Origin of the sequence: Pontibacter sp. JAM-7 (genome assembly GCF_048548695.2) — a bacterium.
Classification (GTDB): Bacteria; Pseudomonadota; Gammaproteobacteria; order Pseudomonadales; family Balneatricaceae; genus Neptuniibacter.
The window spans coordinates 36180-53715 of the sequence record NZ_JBLYIF020000009.1; the positions used below are offsets into that span (position 1 = coordinate 36180).

Here is a 17536-nt window from a genome sequence, read left to right on the forward strand (position 1 = left end):
GACTGTTCTCCATTGCACCCAGAATTGATACAGACAGCGATAATAACACCCAAGGCCATAAATTTGTAACACCCAAAACAGATAATCCCCAGCGGCCTGCCACTCTGGAACCGGTATAAGGCATAAAACAGCCTGCACCTGCGGCAGGCATCTGGTAGTCTTATACCAACACGCCCCACTGCCCCGCAGAGCCCGCTAGAGCTGCAGCCTGAGGTATTACGTTTAATGACAGATAACACCCCAGTCAGCCAGAATGAAGACTCCCAGCTTCTGGCTGCAATCGATCTGGGTTCCAATAGCTTCCACATGGTGGTGGCACAACTGACCCAGGGCGAGATCCGCCCTCTGGATATCCTCTCCGAAAAGGTCCAGCTTGCCGCTGGCATTGATAGCAACAAAAAGCTGCTTGATGATGCCTGGCAGCGCGGATTGGACTGTCTAGGCCGGTTTGCCCAGCGAATTAGTGAATTACCAAGCGATAACATCCGCGCCGTAGGCACCAACGCCCTGCGGGAAGCCAAAAACAGTCAGGCTTTTATTGAAGCCGCCGAAAAAGTCATAGGCGCATCGCTGGAAATCATTTCAGGCCGGGAAGAAGCACGCCTGATCTACCTGGGTGTAGCCCACAGCCTGTCGGATGACCATGGACCACGCTTGGTGGTCGACATTGGCGGCGGCAGTACAGAGTTCATTATCGGCGAGCGGTTTGAGCCAAAGCTCACCGAAAGCCTGCATATTGGTTGCGTCAGCTACAGCCAGTATTTTTTCCAGGAAGGCGCAATCAGCCCTGAGGGCTTTCGTCGGGCTTACACGACCGCCTGCCGGGAGCTGCTAGCAATTCGCGCCGCCTATCAACAGCATGGTTGGAGCAGCAGTGTTGGCGCGTCCGGCACCATCAAAGCGATTCGCAACGTATGCAAGAATTTCGGCTGGTGTGAAGACTCACTGACAGTAGAAGCACTGCATACGCTGCGCGACCAGATCCTCAAAGCCAACCACTATGAAAAATTGGAAATGCCTGGCCTGAAGGCCGAGCGACTCCACCTGCTACCGGCCGGCTGCGCTATTCTCTGTGCCATTTTCGATACGCTGGAGATCACCAGCATGGAGTTTTCCGACGGAGCACTACGTGAAGGCGTGCTTTACGACATGGTAGGTCGCCTGCAGCATGAAGATGTCCGCGACCGTACCATCAACGCGCTGATGCAGCGTTATCATGTTGACAGTGAGCAAGCCGAGCGAGTGGAACAAACCGCCTTAATTGCCTGGGGGCAGGTCAAAAATGACTGGGGATTAAGCGCTGAACATTACGACATACTCAGCTGGGCCGCCCGCACCCATGAAATCGGCCTAACCATCGCCCATAGCCAACACCACAAACACAGCGCGTACCTGCTCAACAACTCAGACCTGCCCGGCTTTACCAACCAGAGTCAGTTACAGCTGGCGACTCTGGTTCGAGGCCACCGCCGCAAGTTTCCCAAAGAGGAATTCAAAACCCTACCCGACCGGCTACAGGAGCCTTTTACTCGCTTGTGCGTGCTGTTGCGACTAGCCGTTGTGCTGAACCGCAGCCGTACCAAAGACAGGTTACCGGGCATTGAGTTTCAGGCCGACGGCAAAAAACTGGGGCTGAAGTTTCCGGAGGGCTGGCTGGAACATCACCCATTAACCCATGCCGAACTAGAGCAGGAAGCGGAATACCTCAGCGCTGCCCATATCAAATTGAAATTTTTCTAGCGCTTGCAGCCAGATAAGCCCTAGTGCGCCTGACTTGCAGGCGTAATCCTGCTGTACTAAAGAATTTCAATAGGTTTGACCCAGCTCAGTAGACTACGGCTTGGATAGGGCATCATGCTTTACCTGAGCGCTTAACAGTTACGGCTTTGCTATAGTGCCTACCATGATGCTTAGCACCTCAACTGCGACTTTTATCTCACGGCGCTAACGAGGTTTGAGTGGCATCTGTGCGTTGATAGCGAATGGTTAGTCGTGCTCGCAGGCCCTGGGTAAAACAAAAATGACAGCCCAAACGCCAACCGTTTAACTGATGCCTGTCAGCAACGAAATACTGTCCGGATGTAGAGTTCACAATATGGCCACGATACTTTCTGTTATCTCAATTTCGCTATTATTGATAGCAACCGGCTTAGCCTTCCGATTCAGTCAGGCCAGCATAAGCCAGAAAGCACGACTATTTATTGTTCTTGGCCTGCTATTGCTGACAGCATTGCAAGGCATCATCCTCGTGCCAAACATCGATATCCATTTACCTGTCCAACCGGGCTTAATATCTGGACTAATTTTGTCGACCGTCAGCCTGCTGCTGGTGTCTGGGGTATTTATAATCAGCCGCCAGGTACAACAACTGCAAACATCTAACAAAGCCCTGCTGTATAAAAAACAGTCTTTAGACCACAGCAACGAAGCCATCATCTGGATGAATGCAACGGGGCAATTTCTGGATGCTAACGTCAGGGCCTGTGAATTACTCGGCTATACCCGCGAGGAGTTGCTCGATTTAGATATTGCAGACATTCAGGACAACCTACCAACAGCAGAATTTTCTGATCACTGGCAGGAGTGGCATTCCGTCGGTAGCGCAACGATCAGCGCTGACCTCAAAACTAAAGCAAACATATTCGTTCCGGTTGAAATTTCATTAAGTTTTTTATCCTACGGCAGTCAGGACAGTGCTTGCGCATTTATCCGGGATATTAGTGAGAGCAAACTTGCTAAAGAAGAACTCAAGTCGGCAAACACCAAATTGAATACCATTCTGGAATCCGAGCCAGAGTGCGTAAAGACGGTTGCTCGTGATGGCACATTACTCAGCATGAACCCGGCTGGCCTGGGGCTGATCGAAGCCCCCACGTTTGACGAAGTCGACGGCGCATTGGTTTATGACCTGATAGCCCCTGAACACAGAGATCAGTTTATCGAACTGAATAAAAAGGTGTTTGATGGGCAATCCATCATCATGGAGTACGAAATTATCGGCCTACAAGGTGGCCGTAAATGGGTGGAAACACACGCCACGCCGCTCAGAGACAAATCAGGTGACATCATTGCCCACCTTGCGGTGACACGTGACATTACCGAACGCAAGATGGCGGACGAATCGTTGAAAAAACTCTCCCGCGCGGTTGAGTCGACATCAACCACCGTCATTATTACTGACTGTAACGGCACCATTGAATACGTGAACCCCAAGTTCACCGAAATTACTGGCTACCATAGTGACGAAGCTATAGGTAAAAATGTCAATATCTTGCGCTCAGCACAAACACCCAGCGACACCTATCAAGAATTGTGGCAAACAATCACTGCCGGTGATGTATGGCAAGGTACAGTTCTAAACCGCAAGAGAGACGGAGATACATACTGGAGCCGGGTGTCTATTTCCAGTATTGAAAATAACCAAGGCGAGATTACCCACTATATCTCGACCCAAGAAGACATCACCAAAGAGCATTTACTCTCTAACAAACTGAACCATCAGGCTCGCCATGATGCGCTCACCGGCATCCTCAACCGCAGTGAATTTGAGCATCGAGCAAACAGACTGATAACAAAAGTCCGAACAGAAAAGAGTGTTCACGCCTTATGTTTTATGGACCTGGACCAGTTCAAAATCGTCAATGACACAGGAGGTCATATCGCCGGTGATGAACTACTGCGCCAGGTAGCCATGATCTTGCGCGAACAAGTGCGGCAACGAGATACGCTAGCTCGCTTAGGCGGAGACGAATTCGCCATTCTTATGGAATACTGCAACTTAGAGCAAGCCCAACGCATCACTACTCTGCTGCACGACGCAATCCAGAACTATCAATTCAGCTGGGAAGGTCACACCTTTAAAATTGGCGTGAGTATCGGGCTGGTCGCTATCAACGAAACAACACCCAACTTCACCGAACTATTACGTCAAGCAGATGCTGCATGTTATGCCGCTAAAGACCTGGGGCGAAATCGTATCCACCTTTATGAAGAGGATGATGTCACAGTTACCGCTCGTGAAGGCGAAATACGCTGGGTACCCCGCATACATAAAGCCCTGGAAGAAAACAGATTTTGCCTCTTTGCTCAAACCATCAAGCCGCTTAAAAATTCTACCGATATACATTACGAACTGCTGGTACGGATGATTGACGAATCAGGTAATTTGGTTGCCCCTGGCTTGTTCCTACCCGCAGCAGAACGCTATGACCTGGCAGAGAACATTGACCATTGGGTCATTTCCAACGCTTTCCGAACCATTGCCGCGAACCCCAGCTGCGCCACCCGCATCAAATTCTTATCTATCAACATCTCAGGCCAGTCCATCGCCGCGCCGAACTTCCTGGACTTTATTGTTGCAGCACTGAAAGAGCACAATATTGATGGCAAGATGATCTGCTTTGAAATAACCGAAACAGCTGCCATTTCTAAATTAAGCATGGCGGTGCAGTTCATTAAAACCCTGAAGCAGTTTGGCTGTCAGTTTGCACTGGATGATTTTGGCAGCGGCTTATCTTCATTCGGCTATCTGAAAAACCTGCCAGTGGACTACCTGAAAATAGACGGTATGTTTGTTAAAGATATAGCTGAAGACCCTGTATACCATGCGATGATCAAATCCATTAATGAAATTGGGCAAACCATGGGCATGCAGACCATTGCCGAATATGTAGAAAATGACGAAATCATGAGCATGCTGCAGCATATCGGGGTCAATTTTGCCCAGGGTTATGGTATCGACAAGCCGCAACCTTTCAGCGAAATTTTAGCGCGACTTAAGCAGAGTAATCCGCCCTTAGTCACGCCATCGATAAAAACAATACCGACAACCGCCGAAGCGCCATAAACAACCTCTGATAGGCGCTCAAAGACAACGCATTGCAGACACAATTATTTGATTTGCGTGTAGCATCTAGCGGCAAAAAAACACAACTAACAGACAAAAAAAAGCCCCGCTATCGCGAGGCTTTTTAACTAATTTTGCCTGATTACAGCTGTGGACCTGCAGCCACAATCTCTTCGGACACACCTTCAAATTTCTTGAAGTTGTTAACGAACTGACTGATCAGGTTCTGCGCAGCATCATCATAAGCCGCTTTATCGGCCCAGGTATCACGCGGATTCAGCAGACTGTTATCCACACCAGGCACTTCTGCCGGAATTGCAATATTCAGGCCTTCCAGCTTAATAGCCGCCACATCTTTCAAGGCACCATTCTGAATGGCGCTGATAATGCCACGGGTAGTCGGAATACTGAAACGCTCGCCCACGCCGTATGAACCACCGGTCCAGCCGGTATTGACCAGATACACTTTGGAACCAAATTCTTCAATCCGCTTCATCAGCAGGTCAGCGTAAACATGTGCCGGACGCGGGAAGAATGGTGCGCCAAAACAAGTAGAGAAAGTGGATTTGATACCACCACCAGAACCCATTTCGGTGGAACCCACCAGAGCAGTGTAACCAGACAGGAAGTGATAAGCCGCCGCTTCCTTAGTCAGGATCGATACCGGAGGCAGAACACCGGTCAGATCACAGGTCAGGAACACGATAGAATTTGGCTCTTCACCCATATTGGTCGCAGAGCGCTTATCAACATGCTCCAGCGGATAAGCGCAACGACCGTTTTCAGTCAGGGAAACATCGTTGTAATCCGCGCGACGCTTGTCATCCAAAACCACGTTTTCAACGATGGCACCAAAGCGGATTGCATCCCAGATAATGGGCTCGTTCTTCTTGCTCAGATTGATGGTTTTGGCGTAGCAGCCACCTTCAATGTTGAACACAACACCTTTACCCCAACCATGCTCGTCATCACCGATAAGATAACGCTCAGGATCAGCAGACAAGGTAGTTTTACCCGTACCGGACAAGCCAAAGAACAGAGTCGTGGCACCGTCTTCACCAATATTGGAAGAACAGTGCATTGGCAGTACGTCTTTTTCCGGCAACAGGAAGTTCTGCACAGAGAACATCGCTTTTTTCATCTCACCGGCGTAGCGCATGCCTGCAATCAGCACCTTGCGTTTCACAAAGTTAATGATTACTGCGCCATCGCTATTAGTACCGTCACGCTCTGGGTCACATTCGAAACCAGCAACGTTCAGAATCTGCCACTCTTCCTTGCTTTTCGGGTTGTACTCGTGAGGACGAATAAACAGGTTCTGGCCAAACAGGTTCTGCCATGCAGTCTGAGTGGTCATTTTTACCGGCAGGTAATGATTATGATCGGAACCTACGTGTACGTTAGAAACAAAGTGTTCTTTGTCTGCCAGAAATTCTTCTACCCGCGCCCATAATGCATCAAATTTTTCTGCATCAAACGGACGGTTGATATTGCCCCAATCGATCGCATCTGCTGTGCTTGGCTCTTCAACAATAAAACGATCCATTGGCGACCGGCCAGTACGCTTACCGGTGGTCACAACCAGCGCGCCAGTATCGGCCAGTGTTCCCTCGCCGTTCTGAATCGCTTTTTCAACCAGCTGTGCTGGCGTCAGGTTAATTTGGGCAAAAGTTTCGCAATCTTTGGTCATTACTGGGTTCCCTTGGCTTAGGCGCCAATAACGTTACCTATTAACTTATGGTGTAGGTGCCGGAAAATAAGGAGGCGTATTATGCACAAAAAAAGCGCAAAGTACCATCCAATAATCTTGGCTCTGCCCCGGCATACGGCAGGCCATAAGATTCAATGTAACTGGCCCGATGAGTCGCTGACACCATCAGGTGAAAACAGCGCCTGCAAATCAGCTGCATCAAAGCTGTAGTGTGCATTACAAAACTGACAGTCGACGGCAATTTCACCCTGTTCTGCCAGTACTTGATGCAGTTCATCCAAATCGAGCATTTTCAAAGATGCCGCACTCCGCTCCCGAGAGCAAGTACATCTGAAACACAGTGACTCCGGCTCATACAGACGGCAATCTTCCTGGTGAAACAAACGATACAGCAAATTCTGATTATCCAGCTCGAGTAACTCCTGGGATTTCAGCGTAGCGCCCAACTGGCTGATATGTTGCCAGTCCTGTTCTGCTGTACCCGCCGCGGGCAAAACCTGAAGCATAAAGCCAGCGGCACGCGCACCATCGCAGGCAAGATGCACCTGAGTAGGTAACTGCTCAGATGCGACAAAATACGCCTCGAGGCACTGCGCCAGGGTTTCACCTTCCAACGGCACCACACCCTGATAACGGCTACCCTGCTCTGGCTCCAACGTCAGAATTAACTGACCGTCCGTCAGCAAATCAGTAAAACTGCTGTCATCAGCAGGTGCCTGATCAAACCGAGCGATCGCCCGTAGATTATTTTGATGGGTGCATTCCGCCAGCAATAACCGCACATTGCCAGCACCCTGCGCCTGCAGAATCAATCGACCTTCGAATTTAAGATTGGAACTAAGCAGGCTGACAGCAGCCAGCATCTCACCCAAAACCTGCTGGATTCGCTGCGGGTAATCATGATTCCTGAAGTTATCAGTACACGTTTGTTGCAAGCCTGTAACCACGCCACGTACATCAAGGTTATCAAACAGGATTCGCTGAATCTGATCTGGGTTGCTCATATCGGGTTTCAATTACCAATAAAATTGCGCAAGATTTTACCATAAGCCAGAACATAGCCGGCAGTCATATCGGTTTAACCTGCCTTATCTTTGAACGACACTATCTGACGTCGTTCTTTTTTATTAGGGCGATGCCGCGGATTCAAATTGCTACCCGAAACTTTTCGCTCCAGCGCATGCTGCTCCCGCCGCTGTTGGCTTTTATCGGTTTCCTGATAAAGCTTTTGCGCTTCGGGTGCACCGCGACGCTGATCGGACAGCGCTTTCACAACCACCGTTTTTTCTTCAAATCCCTGGCGCACCTGAATCTCGGCTCCCAGCTCTACATGTCGGCTGCATTTGGTGCGCTGACCGTTATAGTGGACCTTGCCGCCCTCAATCATCTGTTTGGCGATGGCACGCGTTTTATAAAACCGCGCCGCCCAGAGCCATTTATCGAGACGAATCTTCTCTTCGTGTTCGCTCATTCAGGTTGTCTTATCCGGTGTAATTTCATCAAAGTGATGGATCGCAGCAAACTGATCAATCTGCCGCTTTGGCTGTGCGCTGTCTGGCTGATAGATCGATAACAAATAACGAATACCGTACTGCCGGGCACTCTCTAAAACGGGCAAACTGTCATCCACCAACAGCGTATGCTCAGGCATAAACGACTCCTGCTGCTGCAGGTGCTGCCAAAATCGAAAATCTTCCTTGGGCAAGCCCAGATCATGGGAACACACTACTGCGTCGACCAACTGATCAAGTCCGGTTTTGCGAATTTTCAGCATCAGGCTGTCTTGGTGCGCGTTTGTGACAATCACCGTACGGATCTGCTGTCGGCGCAACTGGGCCAGAAAATCCTGCACATGGGGTCGAAAAGCGATGCGATCAGCCACTTCAAGTTTCAGCGCATTGATCGGCACATTCAGTTCGCGGGTCCAGTAATCAATACAGTACCAGTGCAGATTACCCTGCTCCTGAACAATACGCTGATGCAGCCAGTCCCGGGCTTCAGCAGGATCAAGCTGATGGATCTCAGCGTAACGGAGGGGTAAGTGCTCCAACCAGAAATGACTGTCAAAATGCAGATCAAGCAGTGTGCCATCCATGTCCAGCAGCACTGTATTTATCTCTTGCCAGTCAACCATGGCGATCAATTCGATATATTTGCATAATTGCAGTATACCTCTGCCCTGCGCTATTAAAAGTGAAAAACACTCTCGGTTTCAGCATGAGTCCCGGACAACAACTATGCTTACTCACATAAGCGTTACACTGTTTTATGACACCATTTCAGGACTGAGATTCGTGCACTACGAGGTGTCCCATGATTGATCATGCCACGCTGATTGAGCCACTGCTGGAGATTTGCCAACAGGCGGCCAAGGCTATTCTGGCGGTCTATCGCCAGCCGGACTTTGCTGTCCAGACTAAATCCGACCACTCTCCCGTCACCGCTGCCGATCTGCAGGCCCACCAGATTATTCATCAAGGTCTGCTGCGCCTGACACCAGAGATTCCTCAATTAAGTGAAGAAGCCGCAGACATACCCGCGAGCGAGCGGCAGCAGTGGCCCTTATTCTGGTGTATTGATCCATTAGATGGCACCAAAGAATTTATCCAGCGCAATGGCGAGTTCACTATCAATATCGCCCTGATCGAAAACAACGCGCCAGTACTGGGAGTCATCTATATCCCGATGAGCGACACAGCATTCTGGGGCAGTCGGCAGCTCGGTGCTTTCAAACATGAGCCGGGGCGGGAAACGGCGCATATTCGCAGCCGTCTGTTAAGCGACAAATTGATCGTCGCGGAAAGCCGTCGTCACGGCCAGACCGCCAACGCTGCGCTACTTAAGCCGGTGCAACAGCAATTCCGGCATATTGACTCATTGCATGCAGGCAGCGCCCTGAAATTCTGCTTGCTGGCAGAAGGCAAAGCGGATATCTATCCACGCTTATTCCCCACCAGCGAATGGGATACCGCGGCCGGACAAGCCCTGTTGGAAGCAGCCGGCGGAAGCCTGGTCAATGCAGACACGCTACAACCCCTTAGCTACAACCAGCGAAATACCCTGCAAAACCCCTCTTTTTTTGCCGTCGCTGATCCGTTGTTTCCACTGGAGCTGCTACAGCAAACACATCACTCTTCGGCAGCGCAGGACTGAAAACCATTCGAGATGACCTCGTTCACCTTCTCCTGGAAAATCGGGTCCTGCACCTGATTGGCCATAATCAGTTTCACCTCGTTGTCACTAAAATGCTTGTGAACATAGCGGGATAAGCAATCACAACGACTTTCAGTGGCGCCCTCTATCTGCATGCAACTCTGTTTAAACGGGGTAAATGTGGTGGAGGTAAGAAACTGAGTTTTGATAACCAGCACCCCCAGCGCAACGGTGGCAATCCAGATAAGTGCTTTATACATAGGTTGTTTTTCCTCAAAGCGGATTCACAGACAGACCCGGCATTCTAGGTGGATTTAACCGCAGACTGCAGCGAACTTTAGTCGCAACTTGATTTTGCGGCGCAATAGACACACTTTTTGTGGCATGAAAAGCCTCTGACAGGGTGCTATTATTTGCTGACCCATAAGAAGTCTGGTAATTGACCTTGAATGTCATGCAACCGGGCCCCATAACGGTATTAGATAACTCGATCGTTCCGTCTACGACTGATTCTAAGGTGAAAATATGAGCTTTGAACTGCCGCCGCTGCCCTTTGCAAAGGACGCACTGGAACCACACATCTCTGCTGAAACACTGGACTACCACCACGGCAAACACCACAACACCTACGTGGTAAAACTGAACGGCCTGGTCCCTGGCACCGAATACGAAGGCAAATCTCTGGAAGAGATCATCACTTCCGCGCCTGCTGGCGGAGTGTTCAATAACGCTGCCCAGATCTGGAACCACACGTTCTACTGGAACTGCCTGTCACCAAACGGTGGTGGCGAACCAACCGGCGCTGTTGCTGATGCAATCAATGCCAAGTGGGGGTCTTTCGCTGCATTCCAGGAAGCGTTCAACGACAAGGCTGTGAACAACTTCGGTTCCAGCTGGACTTGGTTGGTTAAAAACGCTGACGGTTCTGTCGACATCGTCAACACCAGCAACGCTGGCACGCCGATGACTGCCGGCCAGACGGCTCTGTTGACCTGCGACCTGTGGGAGCACGCTTACTACATCGACTACCGCAATGTGCGTCCAGACTACCTGAAAGCATTCTGGGCTCTGGTTAACTGGGATTTCGTAAACGAAAACCTGGCATAAGCCCTACTGCACAATCAAAAAAGCCGCGGTTCGCGGCTTTTTTTGTATCTTCAATTCAACAATGGTTCCAAGTGTGGCCAAACCGTATCAAGCAGCACAGGCTGACCGTCGGCATTGGGATGAATACCGTCCTCTTGCATCAATTCAGGCTTAAGGGCGACCTGCTGCATAAAAAACGGCACTAGCACAACGTCATAATCATCGGCCAGATCAGGGTAGATGGCGGTGAATTGGCGGGTATAAGCAGGGCCGTAATTGGTTGGAACCTGAATCCCCAGCAACACCACCTCGGCGTCAGCCTGCTGCGCCATATTGATCAGTTTTTGCAGGTTCCGCCGGATCAAAAAAGGCGGCAAGCCGCGTAAACCATCATTGCCACCCAGCTCAATCACCACAATCTCCGCCGGGTGTTTTTCCAGCAGCCGCGGCAACCTCGCAATGCCGTTCTGTGTAGTGTCTCCGCTGACACTGGCGTTCATTACCTCCACATCATACCCTTGCTGTTGCAGACGCTGACCCAGCAAAGCAACCCAACCCCGCTCTGCGGGCATCTTATACGCGGCAGAAAGGCTGTCACCCAACACAATCAGGGAACCAGCGTACACTTGGCCAGTCACAGCTAAAACCATCAGGAATAACAACGGACGTAGCATGGATCACTCCAAAACAGTGGATTATCAGTGTGTTATCAATGCTCAGGATGTCGCAAAACGCTTTGCTTCTCAAGCCGGGGACATCCACCTCTTCAGTCAGATTAATCTGCAAATAGTTCAGGGAGAGAGCGTCGCCATCACCGGACCCTCGGGTGCCGGTAAATCTTCACTGCTCAGTCTGCTTGCCGGACTCGATGAACCCAGTGCCGGTAGCATTGAACTCTGCAGCAAAAACCTTTCCACACTCAGTGACAGTGAACAATCCGCATTTCGCGCCAGTAACATCAGCTTTATTTTCCAATCGTTCCACCTGCTGCCGGAGCTGGGTGCGCTCAGTAATGTCATGCTGCCACTACAGATTCTCGGCCAGCCAGATGCCCGTCAAGTCGCCACTACCCGACTGGATCAGGTGGGGCTGGGGCATCGCCTGCATCATAAACCAGCCCAACTCTCGGGTGGCGAGCAGCAGCGAGTGGCCATTGCCCGCGCATTTGCCACCAACCCAGCTCTGCTATTTGCCGACGAACCCACCGGCAACCTTGACCAGCACACCGGGGAACAGATCATCGACCAACTGCTGGAACTGAACCGCGCTGAAGCGACCACGCTGATTCTGATTACCCATGACCCGGCACTGGCGGCACGTTGCCAACGTACCTTCCATCTGGATAACGGCCAGTTACAGGAACGCCAATCATGAAAGCCCTGTTCAGCCTGGCGTTGCGTCAGGCCATCACCGGGTTGCAGCTGTCTGAATGGCGTGCTCTCATGCTGGCACTGCTACTGGCCATCTTCAGCGCCAGTCTGATGGCAGTACTCAGTGATCGTCTTGATCACAGCCTGAACCGTAAGGGCGCTGACTTACTGGGTGCCGATCTGATTTTACAAAGCAGCCGCCCCCTCAGCCAGGAACTGATAGCAGCAGCGGACGCGCTGCAACTGCGCCACTCCGGAGTAATCCAACTGGCCACCATGGCCAGTGACAACACGCAGTTTCTACTCATCTCCCTGCGCGCAGCCCAGGCTAATTATCCACTGCGGGGGGAAATCCAGCTGGAGCCCAGCATGACATCCAGCCAGCCCGGCCTCGATGAGATCTGGGTGGAGCAGGCCATACTGGAACGGCTGAATCTGACCCTGGGTGATTCGATCACACTTGGCGAGTCCAGTTTCACGATCAGCCATATTCTGCTTAATGCACCTGATCGCGGCCGGGGTTTTGTCAGCTTTAATCCCCAGGCGATCATCAACCAACAAGCCTTACCAGCAACCGGCCTGTTGCTACCAGGCTCTCGCGCACAGTACCGACTCCTGTTTGCTGGAGCGCCTGATGCCGTGACACAGCTAAAAAAGCAGTTCCAACGCGAGCTGAAAACCGGCGAGCGACTGGTTTCTGTCGATGCCGAAGAGGATCGCCGTGGCAGCGCCCTGAGTCGGGCTTCCTCCTATTTGCGCCTGGTGGCATTCTTAACGCTGCTGCTGGCGGGTCTGACCATATTCCTCAGCCTACGCCGGTTTACCCGGCAACAGAACCGACGCGCAGCATTGCTGCGTACTTTGGGTCTCAGTCGGCAGCAACTTGCACTCACCTATCTGCTGCAACTGGGGTATTTATGGCTAGCATGCTCATTGGTCGGTATCGGTCTGGGGTGGCTGGCCGAGCAGGGGCTGTTCTATCTGTTGCGCGACCTGTTACCGCAGCCAGTACCTGCCGCCCGAACCGTGCTGTATTGTGCCGGCCCCACGTTGGGGCTGTTTCTGGTGCTGGGACTGGCTCTGCCTGCCCTGAGTCAATTAACCCGCACCTCACCCGCCGATCTATTCCACGAACAGGCGCAGCACGCCAGCTACCCGGCGCGTATCAGTTACCTGATACTGGCAGGGTTCCTCCTGTTATGTGGGCTGTTTTATCTCAACAACCTGATGCTCAGCATCGCGCTATTACTGGTACTGCTGCTTACCTCATTGGGCATTGCTCTGCTGGGCGGAAAACTCATGCAAGCACTGGGCATCTGCCTGCAATCCCGACTGCGACTAGGTGCCCTACTGCAAAGTAGAATCCAGCAACAACAGCGCTGGTACCGGTTACAGATACCCGTGACCTGCCTGCTATTGAGTCTGCTCAGCATTAACTACCTGGCACTGACCGACCTAATGCAGCGCTGGCGCACCGAGTTACCCGCCAATACCCCTGATCATTTCCTGATTAATGTACAACCCTGGGAAACAGAGTCAGTGCAGCAGATTCTGCAGACTGCGCGCATAGACAGCCAGCTATGGCCTATTTATCGGGGTCGGTTAACCGGCCTGAATCAGGCCACCCTCGCAGAACAACTGAATCCAAAACAGTTATCCCACGGCTCACTCAACCGTGAACTGAACCTGACCTGGGCGGCACAGCTACCTGAGCACAACACCCTGTCAGCGGGTCAGTGGCAACCCGACCAACCCGGCGTTTCCGTTGAACACAAGCTAGCCAGTGAGCTGGGGCTCAGCGTGGGTGATACCGTGCAGTTTGATATTGGCGGCAACAATATTCAGGTGCCGATCACCAGCCTGCGCGAATTACGCTGGGACTCGTTCCAGCCCAACTTCTTTTATATCTTCTCTCCGGGGGTCTTAAGTGACCTACCCGCCAGTTACATCACCAGTTTCCATCTGGGCGAGCGCGCCGGAGAACTGAGCAGAGCATTACTGAACGAGCATCCAACCCTGACCCTGATTGATGTCAGGCAATTATTGAATCAGCTACAGACCTTATTGCAGCAACTGGGACAACTGACGACGTTACTGCTGATGCTGGCCGCGCTGGCGGCACTGTTACTGGTCTACACCACCCTGCATCAGGAGCTGGAACAACGCCAGAAAGAGAATGCTCTGTTACGCACGCTAGGGGCGAGTGCTGCCAGTTGCCGCCGCCTGGATCTGCTGGAATTGAGTCTGACGGGGTTGTGCAGTGGTGTTCTGGCATTACTGATTACAGAATTCAGTCTGTGGCCAATACACCATTATCTCTTACAACTGGAGCCCGTATTGCATCCGACATTATGGCTGTTCATGCCACTCGGCAGCATGCTGCTGTTTGTGGCGGTTGGCTGGTTTAGCCATCGACCACAAAGCCTAAGTCAGAGCTACCGGCGACTGCGTCAGCAGTTTTAAAGCCCCAAACGGGTCAGCGGTTCTCCGGCCGCAGCAGGGTCTACCTGCGGATAACAGGTAAACAATCTCTCAACACTGACCTGCTGTTGCGATAACGCCTCTTTGACCTGGTCACCCCGGGCAACCGCCAGTGTCTGTAATTGATCGATCAGCAGGGCCTGCAACGCTTCTGCAGAGGCTTTTTTATTGTCATCGGCCAGTTGCTTACGCAACGGCTCAGCATCCGCCGCGACAACTTCGCCGCAGATATTAAGACGCATCGCCGGTCGTTCAGTAAGCATTCCCGCCAATTTGCTCATGTAGGCCTCTGCCGTGGAACTCAATTCCGATGACAGTGGCTCAAACTGCACAGGTTGCAACTGAATAAAGGTGCCTTTTTCCGCGGCATCCATAGCCATCTGGGCCACCGTTATCAGCGCACCAAAGGGCTGCAGAGACTTTGTCAGGTAACCAAACGCGGCATTCTTCAGTCCCTTGCCCGCCAGCTTATTGATGACCGTCTGGTAGCCAAACTGCGGATCATCCAGCGAACCGTTCAACGGTACATCAAGGTGAATATTTTCATCCTTGTCCTGCAGTACCATCAGTGCTGTTTCCAGCGGCATTGTGACCTTCTTATTAAACGCCTCGCTGCGATTACTCTTATCCCGTTGCACCGCAATTCGGTTGAGCTGAATATCGGTTTTACCATCCAGTTTCCGCCCTGCCACAGAACCAGAACTGCTGATATTCAATTGACCATTACGCAATAGATAGCCGGTGTAATGACTGAAGTAAGGGCTTACCAATGGCAGATCCAGGGCTTTCAGGTCCAGCGCCCAGTTACCGCCATAGTTACCACTGAATAGCTCTAACGAGCCATTGGCATCAAGCTGGGTAAACCGCCCCAGTCGGCTTTGCAGGGCAAACCCCGTCGCCTGGTCTGACGCGGTATCAAAGGCTTCCAGTTCCAGTTTCTGCAGTTCCAGTTCAGTATTCAGCGGTGGTTTTACCCCCTGATCAATAAGCGCCAGCTTGTTATCACCGCTGACAATCAGGCGATTAATGCGGACATGGAAAGGCTTCGCTTCAGACTCTGTCTTGGTTTCAGCCTGCGGCTTGGCCTGTGTTGCCGCCGACTCCGGCTGCAGGCGTGTCAGTAGCCAATTAAATTCTGCCGGCTGCCGCTCAGCGGACAATAGCAGACGGTTTGTGCCGCCGCTGAAGCGCACCTGATCAATCAACAGACGGCTCATCTGGTCTAGCTGCAGTGCATCCAGTTCGATTGTCTGCCACTGACTAAGAGTGTGTGCCTCACCCAACACTTGTAGCTGCTTGAGCTGCGCCCCAGCGACACTGACTACTGCAGCATTATCTTTTACCGACACACCTTGCCCCGTTAGGGTTTGCAGGTCGACCAAGGTGCTACCCTGGCGGTTTAACTCGGCATTCTGCAGTTCGATACTGGGCAGGTTTACCTGCCACAGCTTGCCATCACTAGTGTCCACTGAGCCCCGCGCTGCGGCAGTGGCCAGGGTGATGTTGTAAGGATTAACAGCGCCTTCCGCGACGGCCAGATTCTGCAAATTAAACGCATCCAGCTGAATATTCCGCGGCACACCTTCGACCAATTTCACCAGCCCTTGCAGGCTGGCCTCTGCCAACTGATAGGATTGCCCCGGGCGGTTAAACTGCAACGCGCTCAGCGACAGTGCCGAAACGGTGGTTTGTAGCTCGGATAGCGAGCCCTCGACGACGGCAGCCACACTGCCACCGTCCAGACTTAGCTGCTGTTGATCCTGACTGACATTGAGACCCGCGACCGACAACGTACTGTCAGTTTTCAACTGTTGAAGCGCGCCACTGTGCCAGAGCAGAGAGAGCTGCCCCTGCCACGCCAGCGACTGCTGCTGCACCGCCAACTGATCCTGAGTAAAGCTGAGATTTTTCAGATGGATTTTGCCCTGCTGGGACAGGGTGAAAGTCTGCTCCTGTAGATGACTGCCCGCCTGAATCTGCAGATCAAGATCAACCCGCGCCCTCAATCCCGGCACCCAAGGCGCAGCCAAACTGTGTACAGGAAAATCGCTGAGTTTGATCGTAAGCCGGGTGGTTTTCTGCTCTGGCAAAGGCAATGCTTCAGAGCTCAGCTTAATGGGCGCGCCATTGATTTCCCCATCCAGTTGCAGCAGCGTTGCCTGATCCGGTGCCCATAACAACAGATCTTGCACCTCCGCCTGATTCACCTTCAACTGGTGAGTCTGTCCTGGCAGCTCTGCCCGCCAATTGATATCACTTAACTGCATGCGCTTCAGGCCAAAACTCCAGGCACTGGCAGCAGTGTTCGGGGAAACAGGCTCTGTCGGCTCTGCACCTTGTAACGCGAGTAGATCAATCGGCCCGAGCCACAATGCCTCTGGCTGTTGCCGCACACCGATATCGACGCCAGACAGCGAGATTTCGTGTAATAGGATATGTTTCAGTGCCAGGGCGTCATAGTCGAGCCCAAGTTTCAGGTAATCAATGCGCAACGTTGGCTTACCCTTGGCGGTTGCCGCTAAGCCGCGCACAGTGACGTCCCCCTTAAGCCAGTTCACTTCCAAAGCCGTCAGCCTGGCATCTTCTGCACCCTGAGCACGTAACCACTGCACCGCCTGATCTCTGATCAGATATGGCAGGTTATGCAAACCAAGCAATACCAGCACCACAAGGGCGAGTAACCAACGTAACATCCTGTTTCCTTTCGCAACTGAAGATCGCTAGCGGCGCATAAACCTGTCAGTGCAGGTAGCCACTGCTTAGCGTTATTGTAATAGACGCAGGCCATTTGTGCGGCCAACCGTTGTCAGCGCCTGACTATACAGCCGATGAGGCGACTGATAAAATCGGCCAAATTTTATTCTATGCATAGTTTGTTGGCATCACAGG

At 52.0% G+C, this 17536-nt stretch carries 13 protein-coding genes; 6 read left to right on the forward strand and 7 right to left on the reverse strand.

Annotated features, from left to right (window positions below):
* The first annotated feature begins 225 nt into the window (after positions 1 to 225).
* Together ppx and ACFVYJ_RS12405 are read left to right on the forward strand one after the other, a co-directional pair.
* Complete coding sequence (gene ppx / locus ACFVYJ_RS12400) at positions 226 to 1740, forward strand: exopolyphosphatase (protein WP_419415409.1); 1515 nt, start codon at positions 226 to 228, stop codon at positions 1738 to 1740.
* Between the two features lie 355 nt (positions 1741 to 2095).
* Positions 2096 to 4846, forward strand: a complete 2751-nt coding sequence (locus ACFVYJ_RS12405; protein ID WP_419415408.1) for an EAL domain-containing protein — start codon at positions 2096 to 2098, stop codon at positions 4844 to 4846.
* A 142-nt stretch (positions 4847 to 4988) separates the two neighbouring features.
* Here ACFVYJ_RS12405 and ACFVYJ_RS12410 read toward each other — a convergent pair whose 3' ends face one another.
* The 4 genes from ACFVYJ_RS12410 to yrfG form a co-directional block, all read right to left on the reverse strand.
* The gene (locus ACFVYJ_RS12410; RefSeq protein ID WP_419415407.1) at positions 4989 to 6536 is read right to left on the reverse strand and encodes a phosphoenolpyruvate carboxykinase; all 1548 of its coding nucleotides are present in this window, start codon (positions 6534 to 6536) and stop codon (positions 4989 to 4991) included.
* Between the two features lie 152 nt (positions 6537 to 6688).
* The gene (gene hslO, locus ACFVYJ_RS12415; protein WP_419415406.1) at positions 6689 to 7561 is read right to left on the reverse strand and encodes an Hsp33 family molecular chaperone HslO; all 873 of its coding nucleotides are present in this window, start codon (positions 7559 to 7561) and stop codon (positions 6689 to 6691) included.
* Between the two features lie 74 nt (positions 7562 to 7635).
* Positions 7636 to 8028, reverse strand: coding sequence for a ribosome-associated heat shock protein Hsp15 (hslR, locus tag ACFVYJ_RS12420; protein WP_419415405.1), 393 nt, complete (start codon positions 8026 to 8028; stop codon positions 7636 to 7638).
* On the reverse strand, positions 8029 to 8691 hold the full coding sequence (gene yrfG / locus ACFVYJ_RS12425) for a GMP/IMP nucleotidase (protein WP_419415404.1): 663 nt from the start codon (positions 8689 to 8691) through the stop codon (positions 8029 to 8031).
* 179 nt (positions 8692 to 8870) lie between these two features.
* Here yrfG and cysQ point away from each other — a divergent pair, with 179 nt between their 5' ends.
* A complete protein-coding gene (cysQ, locus tag ACFVYJ_RS12430; RefSeq protein ID WP_419415403.1) occupies positions 8871 to 9710 on the forward strand; it encodes a 3'(2'),5'-bisphosphate nucleotidase CysQ in 840 nt (279 codons plus the stop codon).
* On the opposite strand, the gene ACFVYJ_RS12435 is transcribed toward cysQ, so the two are convergent.
* Positions 9686 to 9970 (reverse strand): hypothetical protein, encoded by a 285-nt coding sequence (locus ACFVYJ_RS12435; protein WP_419415402.1) that lies wholly within the window; start codon positions 9968 to 9970, stop codon positions 9686 to 9688. The two genes, cysQ and ACFVYJ_RS12435, sit on opposite strands and share 25 nt — an antisense overlap.
* A gap of 265 nt (positions 9971 to 10235) precedes the next feature.
* Between ACFVYJ_RS12435 and ACFVYJ_RS12440 the strand changes: the two genes are divergently transcribed.
* Positions 10236 to 10817, forward strand: a complete 582-nt coding sequence (locus ACFVYJ_RS12440; RefSeq protein WP_419415401.1) for a superoxide dismutase — start codon at positions 10236 to 10238, stop codon at positions 10815 to 10817.
* A 50-nt stretch (positions 10818 to 10867) separates the two neighbouring features.
* On the opposite strand, the gene ACFVYJ_RS12445 is transcribed toward ACFVYJ_RS12440, so the two are convergent.
* Positions 10868 to 11470: an arylesterase gene (locus tag ACFVYJ_RS12445; RefSeq protein WP_419415400.1), complete on the reverse strand. Its 603-nt coding sequence runs from the start codon at positions 11468 to 11470 to the stop codon at positions 10868 to 10870.
* On the opposite strand from ACFVYJ_RS12445, the gene ACFVYJ_RS12450 reads away from it, so the two are divergent.
* Positions 11469 to 12170, forward strand: coding sequence for an ABC transporter ATP-binding protein (locus ACFVYJ_RS12450; RefSeq protein WP_419415399.1), 702 nt, complete (start codon positions 11469 to 11471; stop codon positions 12168 to 12170). The genes ACFVYJ_RS12445 and ACFVYJ_RS12450 overlap by 2 nt on opposite strands.
* Positions 12167 to 14629, forward strand: a complete 2463-nt coding sequence (locus tag ACFVYJ_RS12455; protein ID WP_419415398.1) for an ABC transporter permease — start codon at positions 12167 to 12169, stop codon at positions 14627 to 14629. Before ACFVYJ_RS12450 ends, ACFVYJ_RS12455 begins: the two co-directional genes overlap by 4 nt.
* Here ACFVYJ_RS12455 and ACFVYJ_RS12460 read toward each other — a convergent pair.
* Positions 14626 to 17340 carry a DUF748 domain-containing protein gene (locus ACFVYJ_RS12460; protein WP_419415397.1) on the reverse strand — a complete coding sequence of 905 codons (2715 nt, stop codon included), beginning with the start codon at positions 17338 to 17340 and terminating at the stop codon, positions 14626 to 14628. The genes ACFVYJ_RS12455 and ACFVYJ_RS12460 overlap by 4 nt on opposite strands.
* Positions 17341 to 17536: the final 196 nt, after the last annotated feature.